Below are 23,020 nucleotides of genomic sequence, written 5' to 3' on the forward strand. Positions count from 1 at the left end.
TTTCCGTTACAAACAGTGAGGAGGATTGTCATGAAAACATCGCCAACTGAAAAGATGACTATTTTATTAGAGCAACTACAGATTGAAGAAGCCGATCGCGCCTCTTATTTTACGGAAGCACAACTTTTAAAGCTGGATGTCTATAAGAAAAAGAAACAATGGGTGTTTCATTTTGAGTTACCACATGTGTTACCCATTCAAATGTTTAAGCAATTTCGGATGAAACTGCAGCAGACGTTTCAGTCAGTCGCGACCATTGATTTTACGATTCAATCACGTGAACAATCTGTTGATGGTGAATTGATGCAATATTATTGGCGTGACTTTCTAGAATCAAGTGCGGCACTCTCGCCGGCTTACCGTGATTGGATTGAACAACAGTTGCCAGTCGTAAAGAATCAAAAATTATATTTAAAAGCACGGAATGAAACAGAAAGTGTGGTTCTTAAAAATCGATTTAACGACTCATTCCGAAGCTACTGTCTAAAGTACGGCTTGCCGACATGGAAAGTCGAATGCGAAACAGAAGTGAAGACAGAAGATATTCAAAAGTTCCAAGAACAAAAAGCATTAGAAGATAAATTGATGGTCAAAAAAGCAATGGAAGATCAGCAAAAACAGCAAAAGGCAAAAGCTGACGATCCAAATAAGGATGAAGCTCTTGTCATTGGTTATCCAATCAAAGAAGAAGCCGTATCAATGGAATCAATCACTGAAGAAAATCGTCGTATTATCTTTGAAGGCTATGTGTTTGATGCTGAAATTAGAGAACTAAAATCAGGTCGTCATTTATTGATTGCCAAAATAACAGATTATACCGATTCCTTTAGTGTTAAAATGTTCTCCCGTGATGATCGAGATAAAGAACGGTTGGCTCGGGTGAAAAAAGGGATGTGGGTAAAAGTCAGAGGAACCATCCAGACCGATACTTTTAGCAATGAGTTAACGATGATGATGAATGATTTAAATGAAATAACAGTGGCGACACGAGAAGATACGTATCCAGAGGATGAGAAGCGGATCGAATTACATGCACATACGATGATGTCGCAAATGGATGCGGTACTCTCACCAGCACAGCTTGTGGAACAGGCAGCGAAGTGGGGGCATAAAGCGATAGCCATTACTGATCATGCCGGGGCGCAAGGCTTTCCTGAAGCACACGGTAAAGCCCAGCAATTAGGTATTAAAATGTTATATGGGGTTGAAATCAATCTGGTCGATGATGGTGTCCCAATTGCATACCATGCGAAAGATATTGTTTTAGATGAGGCTACTTATGTTGTATTTGACGTTGAGACGACAGGTTTATCAGCGGTTTATGATACGATTATTGAACTGGCGGCGGTCAAAGTAAAAGACGGCGAAATCATTGAACGATTTGAACGATTCAGTAATCCACACCAGCCACTGTCTGAGACGATCATTAATCTCACAGGTATTACGGATGATATGTTAGTAGATGCGCCTGAAGTAGAAGAGGTTTTAAAAGAATTTAAAGACTTTATGGGTGATGATATTTTAGTCGCTCATAACGCTAGTTTTGATATGGGTTTTATTAATCAAGGCTTTATTAAAGCGGGGTTACCAGAAGCAACTAATCCGGTGATTGATACGCTTGAACTTGGACGATTTATTTTACCACAACTCAAAAGTCACCGACTGAATGTGTTGTGTAAATATTATAATATTGAACTGACTCAGCATCACCGGGCCATTTATGATACGGAAGCAACGGCGTACTTATTATGGAAATTAATTAAAGAATCAGCGGAACGCGAGATTTATAATCATAACCAGTTTAATGACCATATGGGTGAGGGCAACAGTTATCAACGCGCAAGACCTTACCATGCCGTCCTACTCGCTCAAAACCAAGTAGGACTTAAAAACATGTTTAAGATTATTTCTATGGCACACATTGACTATTTCCATTATGTCCCCCGTGTCCCGCGTTCAAAGCTAACGCAATTGCGTGAAGGGATTTTGATTGGTTCAGCATGTGATAAGGGTGAAGTGTTTGAAACGATGATGCAAAAATCAAAGGAAGATGCCCTTCGTGTGGCAGAATTTTATGATTATATTGAAGTGCATCCACCCGCTAACTATTACCCACTCATTACCCGGGAACTTATTCAAAACGAGGCTCAACTGTACGATATTTTAAGAAACATCACCGAGCTAGCGGATGAGTTAGGTAAGCCGTGTGTAGCGACTGGGAATGTCCATCACATCGAAGAACGCGATAAGATTTACCGACAAATCTTGATTAAATCACAAAATGCCAATCCGCTCAGTCGTCAAACCTTACCAGATGCTTATTTCAGAACGACAGATGAGATGATGGAAGCTTTTCAATTTTTAGGTGAACAGAAGGCAAAAGAAATTGTTGTAACAAATACGCATAAAATCAGTGATCTCATTGAATATGTGACCCCGGTCAAAGATGATTTGTATACACCTAAAATTGAAGGAGCAGATCAAGAGATTCGTGATATGAGTTACCAGTTTGCGCATAACTTATATGGTGATGAGTTACCAGAACTTGTCGTCAACCGGATGGAAAAAGAGTTAAAGAGTATTATTGGACACGGGTTTGCGGTTATCTATTTGATTTCCCATAAACTCGTGAAAAAATCACTCGATGATGGTTACCTTGTTGGTTCCCGTGGGTCCGTTGGGTCGTCACTCATTGCAACCTTCACAGAAATAACGGAAGTAAACCCTTTACCGCCACATTACGTCTGTCCGAAGTGTCGACACCATCATTTCTTTACTAACGGAGAGTACGGGAGCGGTTTTGATTTACCAGATAAAGATTGTACAGAATGCGGCACACCTTATAAAAAAGATGGTCAAGATATTCCTTTTGAAACGTTCCTCGGTTTTAAAGGGGACAAGGTCCCTGATATTGATTTGAATTTTTCTGGTGCGTATCAACCGGTCGCTCACAACTATACAAAAGTACTCTTTGGTGAAGACAATGTTTACCGAGCAGGTACAATTGGGACCGTCGCAGAAAAGACGGCTTACGGTTATGTCAAAGGGTATGCTTCAGATAATGGCTTATTTATTAAAAATGCCGAAGTGGATCGCTTAGTTCAAGGATGTACTGGTGTTAAACGAACAACTGGTCAACACCCGGGTGGAATTATTGTTGTCCCTGATTACATGGATATTTACGATTTTTCACCAATTCAATACCCAGCCGATGACCGGAACTCAGAGTGGAAGACCACACACTTTGACTTCCATTCGATTCACGATAACTTATTAAAACTTGATATTCTCGGTCACGATGATCCGACAATGATCCGGATGCTGCAAGATTTATCAGGCATTGACCCGCAAGAGATCCCAACCGATGATGATGAAGTGATGAAAATCTTCGGTTCACCAGATGTTTTAGGTGTGACGCCGGAACAGATTATGTGTGAAACTGGGACGTTAGGGGTACCTGAATTTGGGACCAAGTTCGTTCGTCAAATGTTAGAAGATACAAAACCGAGTACGTTTGCTGAATTAGTCATTATATCAGGACTCTCTCACGGGACAGATGTATGGCTCGGTAATGCCCAGGAACTAATCAATAAAGGTATTTGCCAATTACCTGAGGTGATTGGTTGTCGTGATGATATTATGGTCTATCTGATGCATAAAGGACTTGACGCGTCACTAGCCTTTACCATTATGGAATCGGTGCGTAAAGGGAAAGGGGTTAAGGATGAATGGGTCGTGGAAATGAAGAAAAATGATGTCCCTGATTGGTATATTGATTCCTGTCGTAAGATTAAATATATGTTCCCTAAAGCGCACGCCTCAGCCTATGTATTAATGGCGATTCGTATTGCCTACTTCAAAGTGCATCACCCGATTCTGTTTTACGCGGCGTACTTTACTGTTCGTGCGAGTGACTTTGAAATTGATACGATGATCAAAGGTGAAACGGCGATTCGTAATCGAATCAAAGACATCTATCAAAAAGGAAACGATGCTCAGCCGAAAGAGAAGAGTTTAGTTGTCGTTTTGGAGTTAGCACTTGAAATGAATATGCGTGGTTTCCACTTCAAAAAAGTAGATTTATATAAATCAAGTGCAACAGATTTCATCGTTGACGGAGACGGGTTACTGCCACCATTTAATGCGATTGATGGTTTAGGGACGAATGCGGCTCTTAACATTGTGAAAGCACGTGAAGATGGTGAATTCTTATCTAAAGAAGATTTACGAGAACGAAGCCGTATTTCTAAAACAGTGCTAGAATATTTAGACCAACAAGGTTGTTTAAATGGGATGGAAGAAAAAAATCAACTATCACTTTTCTAAACCTTCCCTTTCTTTACAACTTCACAACTTGAATTCAATAGAAAGTTGTGCTATGATTGGTTTAGATTTTAATGGTCGTGAACGAAGAGTGCCTGGCACTTTTCACTGCTTTATGGTCATGTAGCTAAATGTTGTACACGTCAATCCCTTGTCTTACGGCAAGGGATTTAACATTGTAAAAATACTCGTGATGAATTGACAGATGTACCATTTTGAAGGAGGCGAAACAAGTGAGTGTAACAGAAATAACCCAAAACTTAGTAGAACCCATTTTAGCTGATTTAGGTTTAGAACTCGTTGATATTGAATACGTTAAAGAAGGTAAAAGTTTTTATTTGCGCGTGTTTATTGACAAAGAAGGCGGCGTAGATATTGAAGAATGTGGCCTTGTCTCTGAACGTTTAAGTGAATCTCTTGATGAAGATGATCCAATCAAAGATCCTTATTATTTAGAAGTGTCATCACCAGGAGCTGAACGTCCGCTAAAAAAACGTGAAGATTTTCAAAAATTCATGCACCATCATGTCTACTTAAAGTTTTATGAACCGATCAGTGGTTTTAAAGCGATTGAGGGAGACCTTGTTGGTTTATCTGAAGATGATATCGTCACGATTGAATACAAGGATAAAACCCGTAAAAAAACATTAGACGTACCGTATAAGAAAATAGCAAAAGCTCGATTAGCGGTATCATTTAACTAAAGGAGGAAACAACGTGAGTAAAGAGCTATTTGATGCCCTAAATTATTTAAGTAAAGAAAAAGGCATTGATAAAGATTTGTTAATGGAGGCGTTAGAAGCGGCCCTCATTTCTGCATATAAAAAGAATTTTAAATCAGCAAGTAATGTTCGGGTAGCGTTAGATGAAAACACAGGAAAGATGCAAGTGTTCTCTCGTAAAGAAATCGTAGAGGAAGTATTGGACCCTCAAGAAGAGATTTCCATTGACAAAGCAAAAGAAATTGACCCATCATACGAAGTTGAAGATGTTGTCGAAGTTGAAGTGACGCCACGTGATTTCGGCCGAATTGCCGCACAAGCAGCCAAACAAGTCGTGACCCAACGCGTCCGCGAAGCGGAGCGTAGTGTGATTTTCAGTGAATACCAAGAGCGTGAAGATGACATTATGAATGGGATTATTCAGCGGGTCGATCCACGCTTTGTCTATATTGACTTAGGAAAAGTGGAGGCGAAATTAGCTGAATCTGAGCGGATGACAACCGAATCGTATCGTGTGCATGACCGCATCAAAGTCTATGTGACAAAAGTAGAGAATACAAATAAAGGTCCGCAAGTCTATGTGTCACGCACACATCCGGGTCTGTTAAAACGTTTGTTTGAAACAGAAGTACCAGAAATTTATGATGGGACCGTTGAGATTAAATCAGTCGCACGTGAGGCGGGCGATCGCTCGAAGATTTCTGTCTATGCTGCTGATGAAGACATTGATCCTGTCGGTTCATGTGTTGGACAGCGTGGACAACGTGTTCAAACAGTGGTTGATGAGTTAAAAGGTGAAAAAATAGATATCGTAGAATACTCAGATGATCCTGTTAAATATGTTTCTAATGCTCTCAGTCCATCTAAAGTGACAAAAGTCATCGTTGATGAAGATAATAAAGCAACGACCGTCATTGTCCCTGATAATCAATTGTCATTAGCTATCGGTAAACGTGGACAAAATGCACGTCTGGCGGCGAAATTAACCGGTTGGAAAATTGATATTAAGAGTGAATCAGATGCAAAAGAACTGGGTATTGTTGCAGAAGAAGACTTAAAAGTCATCGAAACAAACGAAGAACATAGCCCATTATTTGAAGACATGGACGATTTATTTAATTAGGAGGTGTTTTAAGATGCCAAAGAAGAATAGAAAGACACCACTAAGAAAATGTCTCGTCTCGCAAGAGATGTATGAAAAAGATCAATTGATTCGGATCGTTAAAACAAAAGAGGGCGACATCTTCGTTGACCCGTCTGGAAAGAAAAATGGTCGGGGATATTATGTCGCAAATGATTTAGCTGTTATTGAAAAGGCGGAAAAAAATCATGTTCTTGAACGTCATTTACAAACGAATGACCTTCAATCTATATATAATGCATTAAAAAAAGTAGTAAATGGTGAAACCATTGAGTAATGATCAGAAAATCTTAAATTTATTAGGCCTAGCTACACGTGCACGCGCGATTGTTTTTGGTGAAGATCAGATCTTAAAAGTGATTCGGTCAAAAGAAGCAAAGCTCGTGTTGCTTGCATCGGATATCGGTACAAATACTAAAAAGAGTTTGACAGACAAGTCACATCATTATGGTATACCGTGTGTCACATTTGTTGAAGAAGCTTTGCTCTCTCAAGCAGTAGGCAAATCACGACGAGTGGCTGTGGCCATAACCGATCAAGGTTTTGCGAAAAAGATAGTATCATTGCTCGATTAGAAAACTCGGAGGTGACTGTATGGCTAAAGTAAGAGTCTATGAATATGCCAAAATGCACGAATTATCAAGTAAAGATGTTGTCAATACATTGAAAGAATTAGGAAGTGACGTCACAAATCACATGTCAACGATGACAGATGATGAAGTAGAGTTACTCAATCAGCATTATGCTGTATCAGGAGACGTAGCTGAAACTGTTGAAGAAGATGACAATGCGTTAACGTATTCGGGTACTTTAAATGTCACTGAACTTGGTGAATTGCTCGGCAAACCGGCCAATGACATTATTAAAAAGTTAATGTTTGCAGGTGTCATGGCAAATAAGAACCAAGATTTAGATGAAGATACCATTGAACTTATCGCAGGTGAATATGGTATGGCCGTTAAAAAAGAAGTAGAAGTTGAAAAAACAGACTTAACACAATATATTGAAATTGATGATGAGAAGGATCTTAAAGAACGCCCACCCGTTGTCACAATTATGGGACACGTTGATCATGGTAAAACAACTTTACTAGATTCTATCCGTAACACGCGTGTGACAGCTGGTGAAGCAGGTGGTATTACCCAGCATATTGGGGCGTATCAAATCCGTACCGATGCGGGTAAAAAAATCACGTTCCTTGATACACCAGGTCACGCGGCTTTTACAAGCATGCGTTCACGCGGGGCTCAAGTAACAGATATTGCTATTCTAGTCGTAGCAGCTGATGATGGGGTTATGCCTCAAACAGTTGAAGCGATTAATCACGCTAAAGCGGCAGAAGTGCCAATTATTGTGGCTGTGAATAAAATGGATAAAGAAGCGGCTAATCCTGACCGTGTGATGCAAGAACTCACAGAATATGAACTCATTTCCGAAGACTGGGGTGGGGATACGATTTTCGTACCGATGTCAGCTCTTCAAGGCGAAGGTATTGAAGAATTACTAGAGATGATTCTACTTGTTGCAGAAGTAGAAGAATTAAAAGCCAATGCCAATCGTCGTGCCAACGGTACAGTTATTGAAGCAGAACTTGATAAAGGCCGCGGTGCTGTCGCATCCCTTCTCGTTCAAAACGGGACGTTACGCGTCGGTGATCCAATTGTCGTTGGTAACACCTTTGGTCGCGTGAGAGCCATGGTGAATGATTTAGGTAAACGGATTAAGAAAGCTGGCCCTTCAACACCTGTTGAAATTACAGGTTTAAGTAATGTTCCTCAAGCAGGCGATCGGTTTGTTGTATTTGAAGATGAAAAAACAGCGCGTCAAATTGGTGAATTGCGTCAACAAAAACAATTAGAAGAACGTCGCGGCGAACAATCAAAAGTAAGTCTTGAAGACTTATTTGAAAAGATTAAGCAAGGGGATATTAAAGACTTAAATATCATCCTTAAAGCCGATGTTCAAGGTTCAGCTGAAGCTCTTGCGGCATCGCTGAAGAAAATTGATGTTGAAGGTGTGAAGATTAATATTATTCACACGGGTGCTGGTGCCATTACGGAATCAGATATCATTTTAGCATCAGCTTCAAATGCGATTGTGATTGGATTTAACGTGCGCCCAGATAATAATGCGAAAAAAGCAGCCGATACTGAGAATGTTGATGTGCGCTTACACCGTATTATTTATAAAGCGATTGAAGAAATTGAACAAGCGATGAAAGGGATGCTTGATCCTGAGTTCGAAGAAAAAGTTATTGGTCAAGCGGAAGTACGTGAAACGTTCAAAGTGTCTAAAATCGGTACGATTGCTGGAAGTTATGTCATAGAAGGCAAAATCACACGTGATGCAGGTGTACGAGTCATTCGTGATGGTGTGGTTGTTTTTGAAGGAGAAATTGATACACTGAAACGTTTTAAAGATGATGTCAAAGAAGTTGCCACAAACTATGAGTGTGGGATTACGCTGAAGAACTTCCATGATATTAAAGAAGGCGACGTATTTGAGTGCTTCGTGATGGAAGAAATTAAGCGCTAATGCTACTTTATGTTGAAGTGGATTGTAAAATTTATGATGCCCATTCATTAAAAGAAAAGCGTCATGTGTTAAAACGTATTCTGCATCAACTAAGAGGACTAAATATCAGTGTCAGTGAATTAGATCATCAATACCTCTGGCAACGAACGATGCTAGGTCTTGTCACTGTCGCTAATGCTCGCGTGCCATGTGAGCGGGTGATAGATCAAGCCATTCAATTACTTGATCAAAACCTGCGCATAGAATGTTTAAATATTGACCGTGAGTGGTATGACTAAAGAGAAAGATATTTGAAAGTTAGAGGTGACTTTATATGAGTCAACTGCGTGCAAATCGTGTAGCAGAGCAAATGAAAAAAGAGTTAGGCGATATTCTTAATCGCAAAATTAAAGATCCACGTGTTGGTTTTGTTACGATTACTGATGTTGAAGTAACGGGTGATCTACAACAAGCAACGGTGTATCTGACGATTCTAGGTAGTGAAGATGAGAAAGAGGCGACACTGACTGGACTAACAAAAGCCAAAGGCTTTATTCGTTCAGAAATTGGTCACCGGATTCGGTTGAGAAAAACACCTGAACTCTTCTTCGAAATCGATCATACGATCGAGACGGGTAATCGAATTGAAAAGCTTATTCGAGACTTACACGAATCAAATGATTAAGATAGCTTAAACTAGAACCCTTGTGCTACAATAGACAAGGGTTTTCCTTTGTTTTTTACACTAAGGAGTGTTGGAAAATGACAGATGGTATTGTGAATTTAGATAAACCTATTGGCTTTACGAGTCATGATTGTGTGATGAAGTTACGCCGGATTTTTAATACAAAGAAAGTCGGACATACAGGGACACTTGATCCTGATGTGCGCGGTGTGTTACCAATCTGTATCGGCGAGGCGACCAAAGTGGTGCCTTATTTAACAGATACGGATAAAACGTATCAAGCTGAAATAACGTTAGGTGTTTCAACAACAACAGAAGACCAGACAGGTGAAGTGTTAGAGACACAGCCTGTTTTGAAGCCTTTTGAAGAAGTCGAAGTACGGAAAGTGTTACGACAATTTTTAGGTGAGACAACGCAAATAACCCCGCTCTATTCTGCGGTGAAAGTAAACGGTAAAAAATTATATGAGTATGCTAGACAGGGGATGCCGGTTGAACGACCGACACGTCAGATTCATGTTAAAGAACTGACACTAGCACCTGGTTCTATACGAATAGAGGGTGACGTGGCTCGGTTTTCATTTGAAGCTACCGTTTCAAAGGGGACGTATATTCGAACATTATGCGTTGATATTGGCAAGGCGTTAGGTTATCCGGCGCATATGTCACACCTTATTCGCACACGTTCTGCTGCGTTTACATTAAAAGAAGCGGTAACATTAGATGAACTTGAACAATTAAAAGAACAACAAGCCCTACATACCATTTTGCACCCATTACAAACAGGACTCGCGCATTTACCTGTGTGGGAAGTAGATGAAAAGACAAAAATAAAGATTGGTTTTGGTCAAAAGCTCAAACGTCCAGAAGGCTTTTTAGCGGATACACCTTATCGGATGGAACATAATGGTGAGTTGTTAGCCATTTATCAAACCCATCCGAATGATCAAACAGTCATCAAGTCTTTGCGCGGGTTTAATCTGTAGAGGAGAGTTTTTATGGAAGTGATAAGATTATCAACAGAAACGCAAGATAAACCACAGACACCCGCTGTATTAGCCATCGGTTTTTTTGATGGCGTGCATTTAGGGCATCAACGGGTTATTCAAGAAGCGAAACAAATTGCCACAGATAAACAATTAGCATTAGCGGTTATGACCTTTACACCGCACCCTAAAGAGGTATTAATGAAACAACCTGGGGCAGTCGAATATTTAACAACGATGGAACAGAAGATTGTGATTTTTGATGAATGTGGTGTGGATTTCTTATATGTGGTTGAATTTACGAAAGAATTAGCTAAGTTAAAACCGAAAGTATTTATCGATCGGTTCATTATTGATTTGAATGTCAAACATTTAGTGAGTGGATTTGACTTTAGTTATGGACATAAAGGAAGAGGAAACGTCCACACCCTTGTCGATGATGCTGAAGGTCATTTTTCTGTGACCATTGTTGAGAAGTTTACGGATCAGACAGAAAAAGTCTCATCTACCCGCATTCGGGAATTATTAAAAGCTGGGCGTGTTGATGAAGCGCAAAACTTACTTACTCGTCCCTTAAAAACGAGAGGGACCGTTGTCCATGGCCATAAAAGAGGGCGGACGATTGGCTATCCAACGGCTAACTTAGCGGTCTATGAGTCACAAGCGCTTCCTAAGACAGGGGTCTATTATGTTACCGCCTTGATTGACGGTAAACAGGTCGATGGTATGGCTAACTTAGGCTACAATCCAACTTTTGAAGATTCAAAAGAACAAGTGAAGTTAGAAGTGCACTTCTTAGATTATGCAGGAGATTTATACGGTAAAACAGTTGAAATAGAATGGCAACAATACGTAAGAGAAGAATTAAAATTTGACGGGATTGATTCACTCGTTGCTCAAATTGAGCAAGACGAACAAACAATCCGACAAATAATTTTAAAAAATAAGAGCTAACACTTGCATTTTTCGTTGAAAAAGGTTAATCTAGTAAACGGAAACCATCCGCTTGGCAACACGATAACTCCAACGTTTGCTAGGGGATAGGGGTTTTTAATAAGAAACAATAGGAGGTGAACAGGATGGCAATCACACAAGAACGTAAAAATGAACTTATTAACGAGTTCAAAACACACGAAAACGATACGGGATCTCCAGAGGTTCAAATCGCTGTCCTAACTGCAGAAATCAATAGCTTAAACGATCACTTACGTACACACAAAAAGGATCACCACTCACGTCGTGGACTATTGAAAATGGTTGGGAAACGTCGTAACTTATTAACTTATCTACGTAACAAAGACGTTACACGTTACCGTCAACTAATTGAAAAATTAGGTTTACGTCGATAGAAGCAAAAAGCGGGAATTTTTCCCGCTTTTTCTATAGGTATAAAAAACTTAGCCACTACCCAGTTTAATACATAACAACCCTTGCGCTCGATTCTGATCAAAGATTATAGTGGACTGTAATTTTTGATCAGGATGGAGCAAGTTGAAAACCAGATGCAATAGGATTGTTCATTAACCCCGGTGAGTGGTCATACTTAATAAAAGAGAGGGTTTTTATATGTCAAACAAACAAGTATTCAAAACAGAAATCGCTGGCAAACCATTTATCGTTGAAGTGGGTGAATTAGCCAAACAAGCCAATGGCGCTTGTATGGTACACTACGGTGACACATCAGTATTAGCAACAGCAACAGGTTCTAAGGAACCAAAAGACCTACCATTCTTCCCGTTAACGGTGAACTATGAAGAACGTTTATACGCAGTAGGTAAAATTCCAGGTGGATTCATTAAACGTGAAGGTCGTCCAAGTGAACGTGCGATTTTAACATCACGCTTGATTGACCGTCCAATTCGTCCACTCTTCCCAGATGGCTACCGTAACGATGTTCAAGTCATTAGTATGGTGATGAGTGTGGACCAAGATGCTCCTTCAGATATTGCCGCAATGATCGGTTCATCTGTTGCTTTAGGCGTCTCTGACATTCCATTTGACGGACCAATTGCCGGTGTGATTGTTGGCCGTGTCGATGGTGAGTTTGTCATCAACCCAACGGTTGAACAACGCGAAAAAAGTGACATTGATTTAACAGTTGCTGGTACGAAAGAGGCCATCAACATGGTTGAAGCTGGCGCAGATGAAGTGCCGGAAGAAGTGATGCTAGAAGCCATCATGTTCGGTCATGAAGAAATCAAACGTCTTGTCGCTTTCCAAGAAGACATCTACGCCGCAATGGGTAAAGAAAAAATGGACGTTAAGTTATTTAATTTAGATGAAGTACTTCTTGCTGAATTAAACGAAACCGCGCGCCCTAAATTAAATGAAGCGATTCAGGTCATGGAAAAACATGCGCGTGAAGAAGCGATTCAAGCTGTGAAAACTGAGATTGTTGAATCTTTTGAAGCGAATGATGCTGATGAAGAGACGATTAAAAAAGTCAAAGATATTTTAGATAAAATGGTAAAAGACGAAGTTCGTCGATTGATTACGCAAGAAAAAATCCGTCCAGATGGTCGTCGTCCGGAAGAAATCCGTCCGTTAACGTCACGGGTTAATCTCTTACCACGTACACACGGTTCTGGTTTGTTTACACGTGGTCAAACCCAAGCTTTAAGTGTGTGTACGCTAGGTGCGTTAGGTGATGTGCAAATTCTTGATGGATTAGACTTAGAAGAATCTAAACGTTTTATGCACCACTATAATTTCCCATCATTTAGTGTTGGGGAAACAGGCCCGATCCGTGGACCAGGTCGTCGTGAAATTGGTCACGGGGCACTAGGTGAACGTGCATTAGAAAAAGTCATTCCTGCTGAAGAAGACTTCCCATACACGATTCGTTTAGTATCAGAAGTACTTGAATCGAATGGTTCAACATCACAAGCATCAATCTGTGCTTCAACACTTGCTATGATGGATGCGGGTGTCCCAATTAAAGCACCAGTTGCTGGTATTGCGATGGGTCTTGTGAAACAAGGTGACGATTACACTGTACTCAGTGATATTCAAGGGATGGAAGATTTCCTAGGCGATATGGACTTTAAAGTAGCGGGTACGGCTAAAGGTGTAACCGCGCTTCAAATGGACATTAAGATTGATGGTTTAAGCGGTGACATCTTAAAAGAAGCGTTAGAGCAAGCTAAAATCGGTCGGATGCATATTCTTTCACATATGTTAGAAGTCATCAATGAGCCGAAATCAGAGCTATCTGAGTATGCGCCTAAGATTATGACGATGTATATTAAACCTGAAAAGATACGTGATGTGATTGGACCAAGTGGTAAGCAAATCAATCAAATCATTGATGAAACTGGCGTAAAAATTGATATCGAACAAGATGGTAAAGTCTTTATCGCTTCAACAGATCAAGCGATGAATGAAAAAGCTAAAAAGTTAATTGAAGATATCGTACGTGAAGTTGAAGTCGGTGAAATGTATCTTGCGACCGTTAAACGTATAGAGAAATTCGGCGCTTTTGCTGAAATTTTCAAAGGTAAAGATGGTTTGATTCACATTTCTGAATTGCAAATTGAACGAACAAACAATGTAGAAGATGTTGTAAAAGAAGGCGACCAAATCATGGTTAAAGTGAAAGAAATCGATCGTCAAGGCCGTGTGAACTTATCACGTAAAGCTGTGCTTCTTGAAGAACAAGAAAAAAACAATAAATAATACTGTGTCAATCAGTGAATAGAAAAAAGAAGCCTTTGGGCTTCTTTTTTTTAGACTAATATTCTGTAAAGTTGTTTGAATTAACGTTCGTTGTCATCACATACATACAAGAGGTTTGTCATATATATCTATCATCATTTGTTACGAAGGAGAGGACGTCTATGCGATTCGAATCATTAAAAGGGAAGGAATTTATTGAAGCTAATAAAGGAAAGCGTCTTGGATTTATTCAAGAACTAGACCTTGAGTTTAACTTAATGAATGGCGAGATTCAGCAGTTGGTGATTCCGAAATATTCGATGTTAGGTTTAAGAAAAGATGAGCAAAGTTTAATGTTATCATGGGAGAATATTAGAGTGATTGGGCAAGATATTATTTTAATTGAAAGATAAAGCACGTGTGCTCGTTTACCACGTATACTGAATATATCACTATAATGATTAAGGGGGTGAAGGAATATGATAAAAAGAAAAATAGCCCTATTAGGCGGTGACCAGCGTTACTTAGCGTGTATGGAAAAATTGGCTGAAGTAGCTGATTTGTATCTTGTTGGATTTGATGCAATCTATCCGAATGAGAATGTGCCGCTTCATTTAATTCCTTTTGAGGAGTTAGACGCCGTCATTCTACCGATTACAGGCATTTCAAATGATGATGAGATTATGGCTAGTTTCAGTCAAGATCGCCTCTATTTACCAAAAGATAGCTTTAAACGTATGAAACAAGGGGCGTTTGTTTTTACGGGTATTGCTTCTAAGCGCCTGCGTGAGTTGGCTGATGACTCTGAGGTGACTGTTATTGAAATATTTGCCAGAGATGATGTCGCTATTTATAACGCTGTGCCAACGGCTGAAGGCACTATTATGCTAGCAATCAAGCACATGAAAAAAACGCTGTACCAATCACGCGTCGTTTTATTAGGCTTCGGTCGTGTCGGTGACATTGTTGCTGATAGGTTTTTCAAGTTAGGAGCCGATGTGTTTGTTGGTGTAAGAAAACAAAAAGATATCGCAAAAGCAAATAGTTTGGGCTATCATGGCTTTCACTTAAAGGATCTTGATGCATATATTAAATCAACTGACCTTTTCATTAATACGATCCCTGCCATGATGTTAACATCTACAGTACTCGATCAGCTCACACGTGAACAACTCATTATCGACTTGGCTTCCCTGCCAGGGGGCGTTGATTTTGATTATGCGAAAAAACGTGAATTACGTGTCATTCATGCTTTGGGCATACCGGCAAAGGTAGCACCAAAAACAGCAGGGACGATTATTGCGACAGCGATTATTGAAGAGCTCAGTCAAAACGAATAGAAAGACGGGTGAGTATGTGTGGATAAAAAACGTATTGGCTTTGGGTTAACCGGGTCTTTTTGTACCGTTGACCAAGTAATACCGATGATTCAAGAGATTAAATCACTTGGTCATACCGTGATTCCTATTGTGTCACATAACCTTCAAACAGTAGATACACGTTTTGGTTCAAGTGCACACTTTTTAGCAGAAATAGAAAAGTGTGCCGAATATAAGCCAGTCACCTCCATGGTAGAAGCTGAAGGTCTTGGACCAAGCACGCCTTTAGATGCACTGGTGATCGCGCCGATGACAGGAACTTCACTCAGTAAGTTTAGTCAAGGTATTAGCGATACGCCTGTATTATTTGCGGCTAAAGCCACATTAAGAAATAATAAACCGGTTGTCCTTGCCATTTCAACCAATGACGGACTTGGTCAAAACGGCGTTAACATTATGTCATTATTAAAGACGAAACATATATATTTTGTACCATTTACACAAGACAATCCAGAAACAAAACCGAATTCCATTGTGAGTGAGTTTTCACTTATTAAACCGACGTTGGAACATGCTTTAATGTCGAAACAACTCCAACCGGTGTTACATCAAAACACTAAATGATCTAATTTTCACAAATATCAAAAATCTATATATTTCATCGAATGATTTATGTTAAAATAGAGTTTAAAATTGAACTAGCTTGCAAGGGAGAGAATAAATTATGTCAAATCAACAAACTTATAACGTCGCTGTCGTTGGAGCAACAGGTGCCGTTGGAAGAAAGATGTTAGAAACATTAGAAAAGCGCCAATTCCCAATCAATGAATTAAAACTGTTATCGTCAAAACGTTCAGCAGGTAAGACGTTAACCTATAATAATCAGACGTATACCGTTGAAGAAGCCACACCTGAATCATTCGAAGGAATCGATATCGCCCTATTTTCAGCTGGCGGTGGGGTTTCTAAAAAATTCGCACCGGAAGCAGTTAAACGTGGGGCTGTTGTCGTAGATAATACGAGTGCCTATAGAATGGATGGAAATGTTCCACTTGTTGTCCCAGAAGTTAATGAGGCAGATATTAAAGATCATAAAGGCATCATTGCGAATCCAAACTGTTCGACTATTCAAATGGTAGCGGCTCTTCAGCCGCTAAAAGCTAAATATGGTTTAAAACGCATTATCGTCTCAACCTATCAAGCCGTATCCGGTTCGGGGGCTGAAGCGATTGAAGAACTTAAAACACAAACAGAAGACTTTTTAAACGGCGATGATATGAAAGCAGAATTACTACCGGTAAAAGGTGAAGACAAGCATTACCCAATTGCTTTTAATGCCTTGCCACAAATTGATGTCTTTACTGATAATGGTTACACCTTTGAAGAAATGAAAATGATCAATGAAACGAAAAAAATCATGCATGACGAGACGATCAATGTTGCAGCGACATGTGTTAGGTTACCGGTGTTCACTTCACATGCTGAAAGTGTCTACGTTGAATTAGACGATACACCTTCAGTTGAAGAGATTAAAACATTGCTCGCATCAAGTGATGGGGTGACATTACAAGACAAACCAGAAGAGCAAATCTATCCAACGCCACTTGCAGCGGCAGGACTGCCTGATGTCTTTGTTGGAAGAATCAGAAAAGATTTAAATCAAGAAAATGGCTATCATATGTGGATTGTTTCTGATAACCTATTAAAAGGAGCGGCGTGGAATTCTGTTCAAATTGCAGAATCACTCGTCAAAAATCATTGGTTATAAATTAGAGGTGGCATATGAAAATCGTTGTTCAAAAATTTGGTGGAACATCTGTTAGAGATGAATCAGCCAGAACACAAGCTATTAAACACATACAAGCGGCTAAAGATGAAGGGTATAAAGTCGTCGTCGTTGTCTCGGCAATGGGACGACTACCCGACCCTTATGCGACGGATGCGTTATTAACATTAGTGGATTATCCTAATCATGCGATTTCAAACCGCGAGTATGATTTACTGCTGTCATGTGGTGAAGTGTTATCAGCTGTTGTGTTCTCGAATCAATTAAAAAAATCGGGCGTATCGTCAACGGCCTTAACTGGTGTACAAGCTGGTTTTATTACGACGAATGACTTTACCCAAGCGAAAATTGTGGAAATGGACACAACGCGCTTAGTCAGGGAATTAGAAACTGTTGATGTTGTTGTCGTTACTGGCTTTCAAGGACAAACAAGAGAAGGCGATATTACAACGCTTGGACGTGGTGGCAGTGATACATCAGCGGCAGCGCTTGGTGCGAGCCTTAATGCTGACTATGTCGATATATTTACTGACGTTGATGGCATTAAGACAGCTGACCCGCGTATTGTACCGGGGGCAAGAACGCTTGATGTTGTCACATATAATGAAATCGTTAATTTAGCCTACCAAGGAGCTAAAGTCGTTCATCCACGTGCCGTTGAAATCGCCATGCAAGGGAAAGTACCTCTTCGTGTTCGCTCAACACATGCGACCGATGTTGGTACGCTTGTAACAGGTGCCATTGATCAGGCGCTTGGGCGTGATATTAATGACCGGCTCATTACGGGTATTGCGCACATCACAGGTATTGCCCAAATTAAAATTGAAACCGATTCGGATATAGAGACGCTACATGCGGATGTATTCGGTGCTTTAGCAGATGCGGGTATTTCTGTTGACTTTATTAACATGTTTCCAGGAGGATTAAGATTTACTGTCCCTGATTTACTAAGTGATAAAGCGATTCACATCATTCAAGCGCTTGGGTATTATCCTGTTAAAACCACTCATTGCGCAAAAGTCAGTGTGGTCGGAGCGGGGATGACAGGCGTACCTGGTGTGACGGCTCGGATTGTGCGTAGTTTGAAAAAGAAGAAAATAGATATTTTACAATCAGCGGATAGCCATACGACCATTTGGGTACTCGTAAAGGAAAGTGATGTGTGTGAAGCGGTTAATGCTTTACACGATGCTTTTGAACTAACTGAAAAGTCTTGGTTACAACATTAAAGCGAATCAATGGATTCGCTTTTTTGTTAGTGAAAATCAATGACATACGTGTCATAAGTGTTCCTGTATAGTTAGTGAAGATGCTTAATTTGTTAGACAGGTTATGAGAAAAATTATGCTATAATAGATGGGATGGGAGGGAATACAATGACAAAGAAAAAAACAAAATCAAAACGCAAATCAAAAACATCCAGAAAACCGATATCAGAAACGTTTAAATATGAATTATATGGTTTGAGCTTTATTTTATTAGCTGTATTTGGAAGTGGCGCTTGGTCGTTAAGCGAAGGAATTATTCCGCTATTTTTAGTCACCAGTTTCCGCTTTTTATTCGGCTTTTGGTACAGTCTGATCCCACTAAGTTTACTTGCTTTAGGTTTACATATGATGATCAAACAACGTTTTCCTGATATATTCTCCAGACGCTTTTTAGGTGTGTTTGTTTTTTTAACGTCACTTATGTTACTAACACATGCTATTCTTTACCGCGATTGGATTCTCACTAAAGACATATCAGTCATTGGTTATTCGTTTGATCAATTTAATGATTTTAGACTGGGTGGCATAACGAGCCAAAATCTTGGTGGTGGCATGGTAGGGGCCATCCTACTAAGTCTCACGTACAGATTATTATCGATCACCGGTTCACTTTTTTTAGCTGTCTTTTTATTAATTGTTTCACTTGTATTCATGTTCGATTTTTCATTAACGTCGTTTTTTGAGTATGTGATGAATAAAGGTTCAGCAGCGGTTAGTTTTCTAAAAGAAAAAAACAGTGCTTTTAAACAAAGGTCAAAAGAACAAACGCGAACGACAGCCGTCAAACAAACAAAACAAAAAAAACAATCCGAATCAAAAGAAGATATAAAAGAACCCGTCATTGAAGACTTTACTGATGTTCATTATCATGACGATACGCTTGAATCACAAGGGACCTTTCCGTTTAAGGAAATAGATTCCTTAAACTCGACGCCTAAAGCTGACATTAATCGGCGGACTAAAGAAATGTCCGACCAAGTCGTCACAGAAGGAGAAACTGATCTTCACGTAGAGCCGATGACGGAGAAAGAAAATATGGACTATGTTCTACCACCCGTGACTTTACTAGAGGCACCGGTGCAGAAAAAGAAATCGCAAGAAAAAGGGAAAATTCAAGAGATTGTAAGGAAATTAGAAACCACCTTTGATTCTTTTGGAGTGAAAGCAAAAGTGACACGGGTTCACGTAGGACCGGCTGTCACGAAATATGAAGTGTATCCTGAGGCAGGGGTAAAGGTGAGTAAAATTGTGAATTTACATGATGACTTAGCACTTGCTCTAGCAGCAAAAGATATCCGCATAGAAGCACCGATACCTGGAAAATCAGCTGTTGGTATCGAAGTCCCGAATCAGGAAGTATCCATGGTGACCATGCGTGAAGTATTTGAAGCTAAGCAGTTACCTGATGAAGCCGTCTTATCCTTTATATTAGGTCGTGATATTTCAGGTGAAGCAGTCGTACACGAATTAAATAAAATGCCGCACTTACTCGTTGCCGGTGCAACCGGGAGTGGGAAAAGTGTATGTATTAACGGGATTATTATTAGTATTTTAATGCGCGCAAAACCTCACCAAGTGAAATTAATGATGATTGATCCGAAAAAAGTGGAATTAAACGTCTATAACGGGATTCCACATTTACTAACGCCGGTTGTAACCGATCCGAAAAAAGCGGCACAGGCGCTTAAAAAGGTCGTAAGTGAAATGGAACGTCGCTATGACTTGTTTTCTGATACGGGAAATAGAAATATAGAAGGTTACAACAACTATATTAAGAAACATAATCAAACAGTGGATACACCAGAAGATGAACAGCCACTCCTTCCTTATATTGTTGTCTTAGTCGATGAATTAGCTGATTTAATGATGGTGGCCTCTAATGAGGTAGAAGATGCCATTACCCGTCTTGCGCAAATGGCACGTGCTGCTGGGATTCATTTGATCATTGCGACACAGCGTCCAAGTGTGGATGTTATTACAGGTGTGATTAAGGCTAATATTCCTTCTCGGATTGCTTTTAGTGTGTCATCTCAAACAGACTCACGCACGATTTTAGATAGTGGTGGGGCAGAGAAATTGTTGGGACGAGGGGATATGTTGTTTATGCCAGTCGGTGCGTCCAAACCAACCCGGATTCAAGGAGCATTTCTGTCAGATGAGGAAGTAGAAGCCGTTGTTGATTATTGTATTGAGCAACAAAAAGCAAACTACCAAGAAGAAATGATTCCAGATGAAGTGGATGACTCATCCAGTCATAGTGACGATGAACTATATCCAGAAGCCGTGCAATTAGTTGTAGAAATGCAGACGGCCAGTGTGTCTATGTTACAAAGAAGATTCCGTATTGGCTACAATCGTGCGGCGCGGTTAATTGATGAAATGGAGGCAAGCGGCATCGTGGGTCCTCATGAAGGATCAAAGCCGAGAGTGGTTCTTGTACAAGAGTTGTCAGACTAATTTCACAATTTCGATTAGTAGAAAAGATATCTTTTTCGCATTTTTGTGTTTATTTCTTATTGTTAAAGTGGTATATTGTAAATGACCGATCATTTTGTTTTATGTTACTGGGGGATGAAACATGTCGAAAGATTATTTAGACAGTAAGGAATATAATGAAACGCTTTCAAAAATGCGAGAAGATATCGAAAACGATATCTATCCACCAAATGAAAGGTTGCATCCTCTGTATGAATTAGCAACAAATTATCGTGTGTCACGAACAACAATGGAAGCGGTTATTGAACAATTAGTTGATGAGAATATGGTCACACGTCGATTAGGAAATGGCATCTTTGTTAATCCTAAACCGATCTATTCTTCAGGCATTGAGGAATTAGGAAGTGTGTCCGACATGATTAGACGTGCAGGTAAGAGACCGGGAACGCAATTTGTCGCTGCTGAGGTCGTTAGGCCGTCGGCCAGCGATTTAGCACATTTTAACTCGTTGGACGTCCAAGCATTAGCGAGAGTCGAACGCGTAAGAACAGCAGATGGTGAACCCGTGGTGTATTGTATCGATAAAGTTGATCATGATCTTGTACCGATTGGATTAATTCACTCACAAGACTCCATCTTCAAACTTATCGAAAATCATACAGGTAAGCGCATACATTATGCTGAGACATTCATTGAACCGATTGGTTTCCATGAAAGAATCTCAGCTATACTTCATTGCCGACCTGATCAAGCACTGCTCTTACTAAGACAAATGCACTACACGAAAGATCATGAACCGATTCTTTACTCCGCTAATTATTTTAAAAGCGATGCTTTCCAATTTCATGTTGTGAGAAAGCGCATTGATTGAGTTGCCTTTTGCAGAACTTAGTAACAATTTAAAACAATACAGGTCAAAATTTAACCATAAAATGGGGGTAACAAAATGAAGAACAAATTATTGTTAATCTTGTCAGTCTTGTTTGCAGCTGTATTAGTACTTGGTGCTTGTGGCTCAACTGATGATGAGTCAAGTGATGATCAAACAGATCAAGACACAGAGCAAAATGACGATGCTACAGGAGACGAAGGCTCAAGTGATGAAGAAGAAGGTTCTAGCGACTTCTCATTAGCAATGGTTACAGATGAGGGCGGTGTTGATGACCGTTCATTTAACCAGTCTGCATGGGAAGGTATTGAAGCTTTCGCTATGGATAATGGTTTAGAGCGTGGTACAGGATATGATTACGCTGAATCTCAAAACGCTGCTGACTTCTTACCTAACTTTAACAACTTGGTAAACCAAAACTACCAATTAATTTTTGGTGTAGGTTACCAACTTGCCAACGCAGTTGAACAAGTAGCAAGCCAAAATCCTGATGGCCACTTCTCAATTATTGATGAAGTTGTTGAAGGCGATAACATTGCCAGTGTAACTTTCGCTGAAGAACAAGGTTCTTTCCTAGTAGGTGTTGCAGCTGCGCTTAAATCAGAATCACAAAACATTGGCTTTGTCGGTGGGGTTACAAGTCCACTAATCAAGCGCTTTGAAGTTGGTTTTGTTGCAGGTGCTAAATCTGTTAACCCTGATATTGAAGTACAAGTTCAGTACGCTGAATCATTTGCTGATGAAGGTTTAGGCCGTTCAATCGCAAACAACATGTACTCTTCTGGTGCTGATGTAATTTATCACGCATCAGGTGCGACTGGTCTAGGTGTATTCACTGAAGCTAGAAACCGTGTTGAAAACGATCCAGAAGCAGGCGTTTGGGTTATCGGTGTTGACCGTGACCAATATGAGCAAGGTCAACAAGGTGACATGAACGTTACACTGACTTCTATGGTTAAACGTGTAGATGTTGCTGTTCAAGAAGTAGCAGCACGCGCAATGAATGGTGACTTCCCTGGTGGAGAGCACCTCGTATTAGGTATTGAAGACGATGCGATTGCCATCGCTGAAACAAATACAGAAGCTTATACAGAAGAGATCAAAGCGGCTGTAGCTGAATGGCAAGAAAAACTTCTAAGTGGCGAAGTTGTTGCACCACAAACTGATGATGAATTAGAAGAGTTTGTGAATAACCTTTAATTGATAAGTTTGGTTACCCCTAAAAAGGGGTAACCAACTTAAAAATCTTTAAATGAAAAGCTAGTAACTCTCCCCTTTTCATTTAGAGATTTTATTA

20 protein-coding genes are annotated in these 23,020 nt (G+C 40.0%); all 20 read left to right on the plus strand.

Features of this window, described 5'->3' with window-relative positions; all coding sequences use genetic code 11:
* Positions 1 to 30 precede the first annotated feature (30 nt).
* The 20 genes from BM390_RS04260 to BM390_RS04355 all read left to right on the plus strand — a co-directional run bounded on the left by BM390_RS04260 (position 31) and on the right by BM390_RS04355 (position 22,923).
* On the plus strand, positions 31 to 4,326 hold the full coding sequence (locus BM390_RS04260) for a PolC-type DNA polymerase III (RefSeq protein ID WP_089853057.1): 4,296 nt from the start codon (positions 31 to 33) through the stop codon (positions 4,324 to 4,326).
* A gap of 230 nt (positions 4,327 to 4,556) precedes the next feature.
* Complete coding sequence (gene rimP, locus BM390_RS04265) at positions 4,557 to 5,027, plus strand: ribosome maturation factor RimP (RefSeq protein WP_062319977.1); 471 nt, start codon at positions 4,557 to 4,559, stop codon at positions 5,025 to 5,027.
* A 13-nt stretch (positions 5,028 to 5,040) separates the two neighbouring features.
* Positions 5,041 to 6,168, plus strand: a complete 1,128-nt coding sequence (nusA, locus tag BM390_RS04270; RefSeq protein ID WP_089853058.1) for a transcription termination factor NusA — start codon at positions 5,041 to 5,043, stop codon at positions 6,166 to 6,168.
* Positions 6,169 to 6,181: 13 nt separating this feature from the next.
* Entirely contained in the window at positions 6,182 to 6,463 is a 282-nt protein-coding gene (gene rnpM, locus BM390_RS04275; RefSeq protein ID WP_062319979.1) for an RNase P modulator RnpM, read from the plus strand.
* Positions 6,444 to 6,761, plus strand: coding sequence for a L7Ae/L30e/S12e/Gadd45 family ribosomal protein (locus BM390_RS04280; protein ID WP_062319981.1), 318 nt, complete (start codon positions 6,444 to 6,446; stop codon positions 6,759 to 6,761). The genes rnpM and BM390_RS04280 overlap by 20 nt, the downstream gene beginning before the upstream one ends.
* A 19-nt stretch (positions 6,762 to 6,780) precedes the next feature.
* Entirely contained in the window at positions 6,781 to 8,721 is a 1,941-nt protein-coding gene (infB, locus tag BM390_RS04285) for a translation initiation factor IF-2 (RefSeq protein ID WP_062319983.1), read from the plus strand.
* Positions 8,721 to 8,999, plus strand: coding sequence for a DUF503 domain-containing protein (locus tag BM390_RS04290; RefSeq protein WP_089853060.1), 279 nt, complete (start codon positions 8,721 to 8,723; stop codon positions 8,997 to 8,999). Before infB ends, BM390_RS04290 begins: the two co-directional genes overlap by 1 nt.
* 35 nt (positions 9,000 to 9,034) lie before the next feature.
* A complete protein-coding gene (gene rbfA, locus BM390_RS04295; protein WP_062319988.1) occupies positions 9,035 to 9,385 on the plus strand; it encodes a 30S ribosome-binding factor RbfA in 351 nt (116 codons plus the stop codon).
* Positions 9,386 to 9,462: 77 nt separating this feature from the next.
* Positions 9,463 to 10,371 (plus strand): tRNA pseudouridine(55) synthase TruB, encoded by a 909-nt coding sequence (gene truB / locus BM390_RS04300; RefSeq protein WP_062319989.1) that lies wholly within the window; start codon positions 9,463 to 9,465, stop codon positions 10,369 to 10,371.
* Positions 10,372 to 10,383: 12 nt separating this feature from the next.
* Positions 10,384 to 11,325 carry a bifunctional riboflavin kinase/FAD synthetase gene (locus tag BM390_RS04305; RefSeq protein ID WP_089853062.1) on the plus strand — a complete coding sequence of 314 codons (942 nt, stop codon included), beginning with the start codon at positions 10,384 to 10,386 and terminating at the stop codon, positions 11,323 to 11,325.
* 125 nt (positions 11,326 to 11,450) lie between these two features.
* On the plus strand, positions 11,451 to 11,720 hold the full coding sequence (gene rpsO / locus BM390_RS04310) for a 30S ribosomal protein S15 (protein WP_062319991.1): 270 nt from the start codon (positions 11,451 to 11,453) through the stop codon (positions 11,718 to 11,720).
* Positions 11,721 to 11,937: 217 nt separating this feature from the next.
* Positions 11,938 to 14,046, plus strand: coding sequence for a polyribonucleotide nucleotidyltransferase (pnp, locus tag BM390_RS04315; protein WP_062319993.1), 2,109 nt, complete (start codon positions 11,938 to 11,940; stop codon positions 14,044 to 14,046).
* A gap of 161 nt (positions 14,047 to 14,207) precedes the next feature.
* A complete protein-coding gene (locus BM390_RS04320; RefSeq protein ID WP_062319994.1) occupies positions 14,208 to 14,438 on the plus strand; it encodes a YlmC/YmxH family sporulation protein in 231 nt (76 codons plus the stop codon).
* Positions 14,439 to 14,504: 66 nt separating this feature from the next.
* Positions 14,505 to 15,365 carry a dipicolinate synthase subunit DpsA gene (gene dpsA / locus BM390_RS04325; protein ID WP_246806737.1) on the plus strand — a complete coding sequence of 287 codons (861 nt, stop codon included), beginning with the start codon at positions 14,505 to 14,507 and terminating at the stop codon, positions 15,363 to 15,365.
* 18 nt (positions 15,366 to 15,383) lie between these two features.
* Entirely contained in the window at positions 15,384 to 15,968 is a 585-nt protein-coding gene (locus tag BM390_RS04330) for a dipicolinate synthase subunit B (protein ID WP_062319999.1), read from the plus strand.
* A 100-nt stretch (positions 15,969 to 16,068) separates the two neighbouring features.
* Entirely contained in the window at positions 16,069 to 17,112 is a 1,044-nt protein-coding gene (locus BM390_RS04335) for an aspartate-semialdehyde dehydrogenase (RefSeq protein WP_062320001.1), read from the plus strand.
* A gap of 14 nt (positions 17,113 to 17,126) precedes the next feature.
* On the plus strand, positions 17,127 to 18,359 hold the full coding sequence (dapG, locus tag BM390_RS04340; RefSeq protein ID WP_089853065.1) for an aspartate kinase: 1,233 nt from the start codon (positions 17,127 to 17,129) through the stop codon (positions 18,357 to 18,359).
* A 147-nt stretch (positions 18,360 to 18,506) separates the two neighbouring features.
* Positions 18,507 to 20,855 (plus strand): FtsK/SpoIIIE family DNA translocase, encoded by a 2,349-nt coding sequence (locus BM390_RS04345; protein WP_089853067.1) that lies wholly within the window; start codon positions 18,507 to 18,509, stop codon positions 20,853 to 20,855.
* Between the two features lie 121 nt (positions 20,856 to 20,976).
* The gene (locus BM390_RS04350; protein WP_089853069.1) at positions 20,977 to 21,705 is read left to right on the plus strand and encodes a GntR family transcriptional regulator; all 729 of its coding nucleotides are present in this window, start codon (positions 20,977 to 20,979) and stop codon (positions 21,703 to 21,705) included.
* Between the two features lie 75 nt (positions 21,706 to 21,780).
* On the plus strand, positions 21,781 to 22,923 hold the full coding sequence (locus BM390_RS04355) for a BMP family lipoprotein (protein ID WP_089853071.1): 1,143 nt from the start codon (positions 21,781 to 21,783) through the stop codon (positions 22,921 to 22,923).
* Positions 22,924 to 23,020: the final 97 nt, after the last annotated feature.

Source organism: Halolactibacillus miurensis, from assembly GCF_900116255.1.
Classification (GTDB): Bacteria; Bacillota; Bacilli; order Bacillales; family Amphibacillaceae; genus Halolactibacillus; species Halolactibacillus miurensis.